Source organism: Pseudomonas sp., from assembly GCF_049645325.1.
GTDB lineage: Bacteria > Pseudomonadota > Gammaproteobacteria > Pseudomonadales > Pseudomonadaceae > Aquipseudomonas.
Genome location: NZ_JBARTQ010000474.1, coordinates 1 through 9,432, shown reverse-complemented (window position 1 = coordinate 9,432; position 9,432 = coordinate 1). Strand labels below are relative to the sequence as shown.

5 protein-coding genes are annotated in these 9,432 nt (G+C 62.4%); all 5 read right to left on the bottom strand.

Annotated features, from left to right (window positions below; all coding sequences use genetic code 11):
- Positions 1 to 1,418: efflux transporter outer membrane subunit (locus WBB95_RS20440; RefSeq protein WP_424489232.1), on the bottom strand; the 1,418-nt coding region annotated here is incomplete at its 3' end.
- Positions 1,415 to 4,522, bottom strand: coding sequence for an efflux RND transporter permease subunit (locus WBB95_RS20435; RefSeq protein ID WP_424489231.1), 3,108 nt, complete (start codon positions 4,520 to 4,522; stop codon positions 1,415 to 1,417). The genes WBB95_RS20435 and WBB95_RS20440, both read right to left, overlap by 4 nt.
- Positions 4,519 to 7,620, bottom strand: a complete 3,102-nt coding sequence (locus tag WBB95_RS20430; RefSeq protein WP_424489230.1) for an MdtB/MuxB family multidrug efflux RND transporter permease subunit — start codon at positions 7,618 to 7,620, stop codon at positions 4,519 to 4,521. Before WBB95_RS20430 ends, WBB95_RS20435 begins: the two co-directional genes overlap by 4 nt.
- Entirely contained in the window at positions 7,617 to 8,921 is a 1,305-nt protein-coding gene (locus WBB95_RS20425) for an MdtA/MuxA family multidrug efflux RND transporter periplasmic adaptor subunit (RefSeq protein WP_424489229.1), read from the bottom strand. Before WBB95_RS20425 ends, WBB95_RS20430 begins: the two co-directional genes overlap by 4 nt.
- 231 nt (positions 8,922 to 9,152) lie before the next feature.
- Positions 9,153 to 9,432 (bottom strand): thiol peroxidase (gene tpx, locus WBB95_RS20420; RefSeq protein WP_424489228.1); only part of this gene is annotated, 280 nt, incomplete at its 5' end.

Genomic DNA, 9,432 nt, shown 5'->3' with positions numbered 1-9,432 from the left:
GCAATCAACTGCACACTCGCCACCAACCGCGTCTGCAGCAACGTCAGCACCGTCCGCTCATTGCTCAACGCCGTAGCCTGCACCGTGACCACGTCCAGGTACGCAATCAACCCGGCCTTGTACTGGTTCTCGGTCAACCGCAACGACTCGCGCGCCGCGTCCAGGGCCTCATTGCTGACCACCGCCTCATCCTGCAGCACCTTCAACTGCACCATGTAGTTTTCCACCTCGCGAAAACCATCCAGCACCGTCTGCCGGTACTTGGCCACGGTCTCGTCATAGCTCGCCACAGTGCGGTCGACTTCCGCCGAGCGTTGCCCGCCATCAAACAAGGTCATCGCCAACTTGGGCCCGACCGACCAGAAACGGTTCGGCAAACTGATCCAGTCCGCATAGGTGCTGCTCGAATACCCGCCCGCCAGGCTCAAGGTCAAATCCGGGTAGTAGGCCGCCTTGGCCACACCGATATTGGCGTTGGCCGCAATCACCGAACGCTCAGCCGATGCAATATCCGGCCGCCGCTCCAACAGTTGCGACGGCACACTCAGCGGAATCTGTGGCAGTGCCGGAATGTCCTTGCTCACCGCGAGGTTGAAGTTAGCCGGCGCCTCGCCGATCAACACGGCGATGGCGTTTTCCAATTGGGCACGCTGCCAGATCAGGTCGATCAAGCTGGCCTGGGTGGTCTTGAGCTGAGTCTGCGCCTGGGCAATCGCATCCTTGCCGGACACACCGGCGCGGTATTGGTTTTCGGTCATCTTCAACGAGCGCTGGTAGGTGTCCAGCGTGGCCTGCAGCAAGCGCGTCTGTTCATCCATGACACGCAGTTGCAGGTAGTCCTGCACCAGTTCCGACTGCTGGCTCAAGCGCATCGCCGCCAGGTCCGCCGAGCTGGCCTCGGCCGTCGCTTCATTGGCTTCCAGGCCACGGCGCAACTTGCCCCATACGTCCGCCTCCCAACTCACGCCCAACTGCGTATTGAGGGTGTCGCGGATACCGCTGCTGGAGCTGCTGAGGCTGGCGTTACTGCTGCCGGTGCCTTGGCTGGCGCGGGTTTTCCCGGCGCTCAGGTCAACCGTGGGGAAAAACGCGCCTCGGGCGCTGCGCACCTGGGCCTGGGCCTGGCGAAAGCGCGCCTCGGCCTGGGCCACGGTCTGGTTGGAATTGTTGAGGCGAGTCACCAGGTCATTGAGCTGGCGATCACCATACAGCTCCCACCAGGCGCCACGGGCCAGGGAATCGCTCGGTGTGGCCTGGCTCCAGCCCTGGGCTTCCTTGAACTGGGCAGGTTCGATGACGTCCGGGCGCTTGTAATCCGGGCCGATGGCGCAGGCACTGAGCAATGCGCCGCACAGCACCAGGCTGGCAATGCGCGAACCACGGGTCATGGCCAATGTGGCAAAGGTTGAATCGGTCATAGCGCAGTGTCCAAGGCAGCATCGGTACGCACACCGCGCCAGGCGTTGAAGCGGTGGCGCGCGCGGTCAAGATAGAGGTAAACCACCGGGGTGGTGTAAAGGGTCAGGACCTGGCTGAACACCAGGCCGCCGATGATGGTCAGGCCCAGGGGCTGGCGCATTTCTGCGCCGTCGCCGGCACCCAGCAACAAGGGCAAGGCGCCGAGGATCGCCGCAAGTGTCGTCATCAGGATCGGCCGCAGGCGCAACAGGCAGGCGCTGCGGATCGACTCCAGCGGGCTCATGCCGTCATGGCGCTCCAATTGCAGGGCCAGGTCGATCATCAGGATCGCGTTTTTCTTTACCACCCCGATCAGCAGGAACAGCCCCAACAGGGAAATCAGGCTGAACTCCCCGCCGAGCAAGTAGATCGAGAGCAGCGCGCCGACACCGGCCGACGGCAAGGTCGACAGGATGGTCAGCGGGTGAATGTAGCTTTCATACAGGATGCCCAGCACCAGGTACACCGCCACCAACGCGCCGAGAATCATGAACGGCTGGCCCTTCTGGGTCGCGGCAAACGCATCGGCGGTGCCGGCCATCTTGGCGATGACGTCTTCGGGCAAGCCGACCTTGGCGATCGCCCGCTCAATGGCGGCCGTGCCCTGCTCCACCGTCACACCGGGTGACATGTCGAAGGCAATGTTTTCCGACGCAAATTGGCCTTCGTGGCTGACACGGTCGTCCGCCAGGCTGTTTTCGTAATGGGCAATGGTCGACAACGGCACCCGCGCGCCGGTGGAGGTAATCACCTGCATCTGGTTCAGGGTGATCGGGTCCTGGGCGTATTTCGGGTTGACCTCCATCACCACCTGGTACTGGTTGAGGCTGTCATAGATGGTGGAAATCTGCCGCTGGCTGTAGGCGTTGTTCAACACGGCGGTGACCATGCTCATGTCGATGCCCAAGCGTTTGGCCTGGTCTCGGTCGACCACCAGCGTCACTTGGGCTGCACCCCGCCCTTCGCGGGCGTCAATCGCCGTCAGTTCCGGCAACTCGCGCAAGGCGGCCACCACTTTCGGGTACCACAGGCGCAGCGCGGCCAAGTCACCGCTTTGCAGGATGTAGGAGTACTGCGCACTGGTCTGGTCACGGCTGCCGCCAAATTGCAGGTCCTGGTCGGCCATCAGGAACAGGCGCCCGCCCGGCACCAGCGGCACGTCCTTGCGCAGGCGCTCGATCACCGCCTGGGCCGAGAGCTTGCGCTCGGCAATGGGCTTGAGGCGCACCAGCATCACCGCGTTATTGGTGCCGTTGTTGCCCCCGATAAAGCCGGCCACGCTGAGCACCGCCGGGTCCTTGAGGACCGCCTTGCGGAAGGTCTCCATCTTCGGCTGCATCACATTGAACGACAGCCCGTCGTCGCCGCGCACAAAACCGATCAACTGGCCGGTGTCCTGCTGCGGCATAAAGGTTTTCGGCACCACCACGTATAGCGCAACGTTCACACCGATGGTCAAAAACAGGCTGAGCAAGGTCAGGCGGCGGTGGCGCAGCACCCAATCCAGGCTGGTGGCATACACCGCGACCATGCGGTCGTTGACCTTCTGGCTCCAGCGCTGCAACCCGGTCATCTGCGTCTTGACGTGAGGCTTGAGCCAGCGGGCACAAAGCATCGGGGTCAAGGTCAACGACACTATCAGCGAGACAATGATCGCCGCTGACATGGTGATGGAGAATTCTCGGAACAAACTGGTAACGATGCCGCCCATAAACAGGATCGACAGGAACACCGCCACCAGCGACACGTTCATCGACAGCAAGGTAAACCCGACTTCCTGGGCCCCCAGGTAAGCGGCTTTCATCGGCGGCACGCCGTCGTCGATGTGCCGGGAAATGTTTTCCAGCACCACGATGGCATCGTCGACCACCAGGCCGGTGGCCAAAATCAGCGCCATCAGCGAAAAGTTGTTCAACGAGAAGCCAAACAGGTACATCACCGCAAAAGTGCCCACCAGCGACACCGGCACCGCCAGTGTCGGGATCAACGAGGCGCGGAAATTCCCCAGGAACAGGTACACCACCAGAACCACCAGTGCCACGGCAATCAGCAAGGTCATCTCGGCTTCATGCAAGGTGGCGGTGATCACCGGTGAACGGTCCATGGCCAGGTTGAGCTTGACGCTCGATGGCAGCACCGCCTGCAATGCCGGCAGCTGTGCCTTGATCTGCCGGACGGTCTCGATGATGTTGGCGCCGGACTGGCGGTTGATCACCAGCAATACCGCCGAGTCATTGTTGAAGAAACCACTGTTGTAGCGGTCCTCCACGCCGTCGCTGATCTTGGCCACGTCACCCAGGCGCAGGGCTGCGCCGTTCTGGTAGCGAATCAGCAGCGGCTCGTAGTCCTTGGCTTTTTCCAGCTGGTCGTTGGCCTGGATCTGCCAGTTGCGCTCGCTGTCTTCCAGGGAACCCTTGGGCCGACGCTGGTTGGCGTTGGCGATGGTGTTGCGCACATCGTCCAGGGCCACGCCGTACTGGTCGAGGGCCTTGGGTTCCAGTTCGATGCGCACCGCCGGCAGCGAGCTGCCGCCGATCTGCACTTCGCCCACGCCGGGTACCTGGGACAGGCTTTGCGAAAGAATGGTCGAGGCCAGGTCGTACAGCTCGCCCTTCTGCAACACGTCGGAGGTCAGCGACAGCACCATGATCGGCGCCTGCGACGGGTTGATCTTCTTGTAGGTGGGCATGCTGCGCATGCCGCTGGGCAGCAGGTTGCGCGAGGCGTTGATCGCCGCTTGCACTTCCCGCGCCGCGCCGTTGATATCACGGTCGGAGTCAAACGCCAGAATCACCCGGGTCGAACCCTGGCTCGACGAACTGCTCATGGTGGTGATACCGGCAATCGCGCCGAACGAACGTTCCAGCGGCGTGGCCACGGTCGAGGCCATGACTTCGGGGCTGGCGCCGGGCAAGCTGGCCGACACCACGATCACCGGAAAGTCGATCTGCGGCAGCGGCGACACCGGCAGCAGGTTGAAGCTCACGCCACCCAGCAACATGATCGCCAGGCTCAGCAGCATGGTCGCTACCGGCCGGCGAATAAACGGTCCGGACAGGTTCATGACTCAACCGGCTCCAGGCTTTGCGGCTCTTTGCGCCAGCGACGGCCAAGGCGATCGAAATACAGGTAGATCACCGGCGTGGTGAACAGGGTCAACACCTGGCTCACCAGCAAGCCGCCGACCATCACCAAGCCCAAAGGCTGGCGCAGCTCAGCACCGGAACCGGTGGCCAACATCAGCGGCACCGCACCGAACAGCGCGGCCAGCGTGGTCATCAGGATCGGCCGGAAGCGCAACAGCGCCGCCTGGTAGATCGCGGTCTGCGGGTCGAGGCCCTGGTTGCGTTCAGCGTCGAGGGCGAAGTCGATCATCATGATCGCGTTCTTTTTGACGATACCGATCAGCAAAATGATGCCGATGATCGCGATCATGCCCAAGTCATTGCCACTGAGCAGCAACGCCAGCAAGGCCCCCACTGCGGCGGAGGGCAAGGTCGACAAAATCGTAATCGGGTGGATATAGCTCTCGTAGAGCACGCCCAGCACGATGTACATGGTGACCACCGCCGCCAGGATCAGCAGCAAGGTGCTCGACAGTGAGGCTTCGAACGCCTGCGCCGCGCCCTGGAACTGGGTCTGCACACCCACCGGCATGCCGATGTCTTTCTGCGTCTGGTTGATCAGCTCCACGCCTTTGCCCAACGCAACGCCGGGGGCGAGGTTGAACGACATCATCACCGCCGGGAACTGGCCGATGTGCGCGATCGCCAACTGCGCCTGGCGCTGTTCCACATGGGCCAGGCTCGACAGCCGGACTTGGCCGCCGTCGGCGCTTTTCACGTGGATCTGGTTCAGCGCCGCCGGGCCCAGGGTTTCCCCGGACTGGGCCTGCAACACCACGCGGTACTGGCTGGCCTGGGTGTAGATGGTGGAAATCTGGCGCTGGCCAAACGCGTCGTACAGCGCATCGGTGATGGTCGACACACTTACGCCCAGGCGCGACGCCGCATCGCGGTCGATCACCAGGAACACTTGCAGGCCTTTGTCCTGCAGGTCGCTGGCGACGTCGGTGAGTTCCGGCAACTGGCTGAGGGCGTGCACCAGCTTGTCGCTCCACAGCGCCAGCAGGTCGGCGTCGGGCGACGACATGCTGAATTGATACTGGGTACGGCTGACGCGGTCTTCGATGGTCAGGTCCTGCACCGGTTGCATGAACAGGCGAATGCCCACCAGCTTGTCGATTTCCGGCTGCAAGCGCGTGATGATCTGGGCCGCGCTCAAGTCGCGCTGGCCGTGGGGCTTTAGGTTGATCAGCAAACGGCCACTGTTGAGGGTGGCGTTATCCCCGTCGACGCCGATGTAGGACGACAGGCTTTCCACCGACGGGTCGGCCAGGATGATCTTGGCCAGTTCCTGCTGGCGCTGGCTCATCGCCGCAAAGGAAATCGACTGCGGTGCCTCGGAAATACCCTGGATCACGCCGGTGTCCTGCACCGGGAAAAAGCCCTTGGGCACCACCAGGTACAGCACCACAGTCAGGCCGAGGGTGGCGATGGCCACCAGCAACGTCAGCGGCTGATGCTTGAGCACCCACTGCAATTTGCGCCCGTAGGCCTCGATCAGCCAATCAATCCAGGCACCGCTGGCCTTGTAGAAACGGCCTTGTTCTTCGGGTTTCGGCTCACGCTTGAGCAGGCGCGCGCACATCATCGGCGTCAGGGTCAGGGACACCACCAGCGAAATCAGGATCGCCACCGCCAGGGTGATGGCGAACTCACGGAACAGGCGCCCAACCACATCGGCCATGAACAGCAGCGGGATCAAGACCGCAATCAGCGACAGGGTCAGGGAAATCAGGGTAAAGCCGATCTGCTTGGCGCCTTTGAGCGCCGCCGCCAGCGGCGTCTCGCCCTCTTCGATGTAACGGGAGATGTTCTCCAGCATCACGATCGCATCGTCCACCACAAAGCCGGTGGCGATGGTCAGCGCCATCAACGTCAGGTTGTTGACCGAGAACCCCGCGAGGTACATCACGCCAAAAGTGCCGATCAGCGACAACGGCACGGCGATGGACGGAATGATCGTCGCGCTGAAACGGCGCAGGAACAGGAAAGTCACCATCACCACCAGGGCAATGGCGATGAGCAATTCGTGTTGCACGTCGGTGACCGAGGCGCGGATGGTCTGGGTGCGGTCGGTGAGCACGGTCACGTCGAGGCCGGCCGGCAGGTTGTCGGTGATGCTCGGCAGCAACGCCTTGATACGGTCCACCACCTCGATCACGTTGGCGCCCGGCTGGCGCTGGATGTTCAGCAGCACGGCCTGGTTTTCATTGGCCCAGGCGGCAAGGCGCTCGTTTTCGGCGCCGTCGACGATTTGCGCCACGTCTTTAAGGCGCAAGGGCGCGCCGTTGTTGTAGGCCAAGATCAGTTCGGCGTATTGCTGGGGCGAGACCAACTGGTCGTTGGCGTCGAGCATCGACACGCGCGTGGGGCCGTCGAAGTTGCCCTTGGGCTGGTTGACGTTGGAGGCGGCGATCAGGGTGCGCACGTCCGACAGGTTCAAGCCATTGGCGGCCAGGGCCTCGGGGTTGACCTTGATGCGCACGGCCTGGCGCTGGCCACCGGCGATGCTGACCATGCCGACGCCACTGATCTGCGCAATTTTTTGCGCCATGCGCGTGTCGACCAGGTCATTGAGCTTGGGCAACAGCATGGTCTTGGAGGTAATCGCCAGGGTCAGCACCGGGGTGTCCGCCGGGTTGACCTTGTTGTACACCGGCGGCGCCGGCAAATCCTTGGGCAGCAGGTTGGTGGCGGCGTTGATTGCGGCCTGCACCTGTTGCTCGGCGACATCCATGTTGATGTCGAGGTTGAAGCGCAAGGTCAGCACCGACGCACCGCCGGAGCTGGTGGACGCCATTTGCGTGAGGCCGGGCATTTGCCCGAACTGGCGCTCCAGTGGCGCGGTGACCGCGCTGGTCATCACGTCGGGGCTGGCGCCGGGGTACAGGGTCATCACCCGGATGGTCGGGTAATCCACCTGGGGCAAGGCCGACACCGGCAACAGCCGGTAGGAAATGATGCCGGCCAAAACAATGGCCAGCATGCTCAGCGTGGTGGCAACCGGGCGAAGGATAAACAGTCGCGACAGGTTCATGCGCCGACCTTTTGCGCCTTGCCCGCGTCAGCGCCGGTCTTCTCTTTTGCCGCGGGTTTGCCTTGCAGGTGTTCGGTCGGGGTGGTCGGTACTTCACTGCTGTCGTTGACCACTTCGATTTCACTGCCGTCTTTCAGGCGGTCGGTGCCTTCCAGCACCACGCGGTCGCCGGCCACCAGGCCGTCAGTGATCACGGTGTTGTCGCCATCGGTATCACCGACCACCAGGGGCTGGACCTTGACCTTCTTGTCGCCATCGAGCTTGTACACAAAGGTGCCGTTGTTGCCGTACTGGATCGCCGCAGACGGCGCGAGCACCACGTTGTGCAGGGTGTCGGCGAGCAAGTGCACGTTGACGAACTGGTTAGGGAACAGCGCCTGGTCCTTGTTATCGAAGCGGCCCTTGAATTTCAGGGTGCCCGTGGTGACGTCGATCTGGTTGTCGAGGCTTTGCAGCACGCCAACCGCCTGTTTTTTCACGTCGCCACGGTCCCACGCTTCCACGGGCAGTTTGTTGCCGGCGTGGTAACGGCTGAGGACGGTGTCGAGGGTGTTTTCCGGCAGGGTGAAGACCACGCTGATCGGCTGGGTCTGGGTGATCACGGCGAGGAAGGTGGTGTCGTTCGCCGCCACCAGGTTGCCCACGTCGACCTGACGCAAGCCTACGCGGCCGCCGATCGGCGCGCGGATCTTGGTGAATTCGAGGTTGAGCTTGGCGTCATCCACCGCGCCCTGGTTGGTCTTGACCGTGCCCTGGTATTGCAGGACCAGCGCTTCGGCGGTGTCCAGGGTCTGCTTGGCGATACTGTCCTGGGCATACAGGTCGCGGTAACGCTGCACGTCGACCTGGGCGTTTTTCAGTTGGGCCTGGTTCTGCAGCAGCGTGCCCTGGGCCTGGAGCAAGGCGTTCTGGTAGCTGCGCGGGTCGATTTCCGCCAGCAGGTCGCCGGCCTTGACCATCTGCCCTTCTTCAAAGGCGATCTTCACCAACTCGCCACCCACCCGGCTACGGACATTGATGGTATTGAGTGCGGTGACCGTGCCCAACGCCTTGTAGTACACCGGAAATTCCCCCAGCACCGTCGGCGCCACGCGCACCGGAATCGGGCCGGTGGAGCCACCGAAGCCCGGGCGCATCATCCCCGACTTGCCGGCATGCCCGGCCGGCTTCTTCGCGTCGGCATCCTTGTGGCTGCCGGGCCAGAATTTCCAGCACAGGCCGGCGATAACCAGCAGTACCAGCAGGCCGAACAGCCAGCGACGGGAATTGCGAGGGGAGGATTGCATGGAGTGATCAACCATTGGGCGCGAGAGCTTCTTCTTTGGGAGGCTGAAAGATAAGCACTGGGGCGCATTAAGAAAAGCGCCTTTACCGGCTATTTACCTTGGACTTACAACTTTTAACTATTGGCCTTAGTCCAGTCGCTAATCAGCTAAGCGTTTGAGCCCTAAATAAAAACGGCCTGGACTAGGCCAGGCCGCAATCATGCATCAGGCGTGTTACTGCCACACGACAGTAATGCGCTGAAACAGTTACTTCAAAACAGCCAGGGCTGCTTCGTAGTTTGGCTCTTGGCCAATTTCAGGCACCAGTTCGCTGTGCAGCACGTTGTTGTTCTCGTCCAGTACCACGACGGCACGGGCGGTCAGGCCTTGCAGCGGGCCATCGGCAATCGACACGCCGTAGTCAACGGCGAAGTCGGCATTGCGGAAATCGGAAAGGCTCAGCACGTTGTCCAGACCTTCGGTACCGCAGAAACGCTTCTGGGCAAACGGCAGATCGGAAGAGATGCACAGCACCACAGTGTTGCTC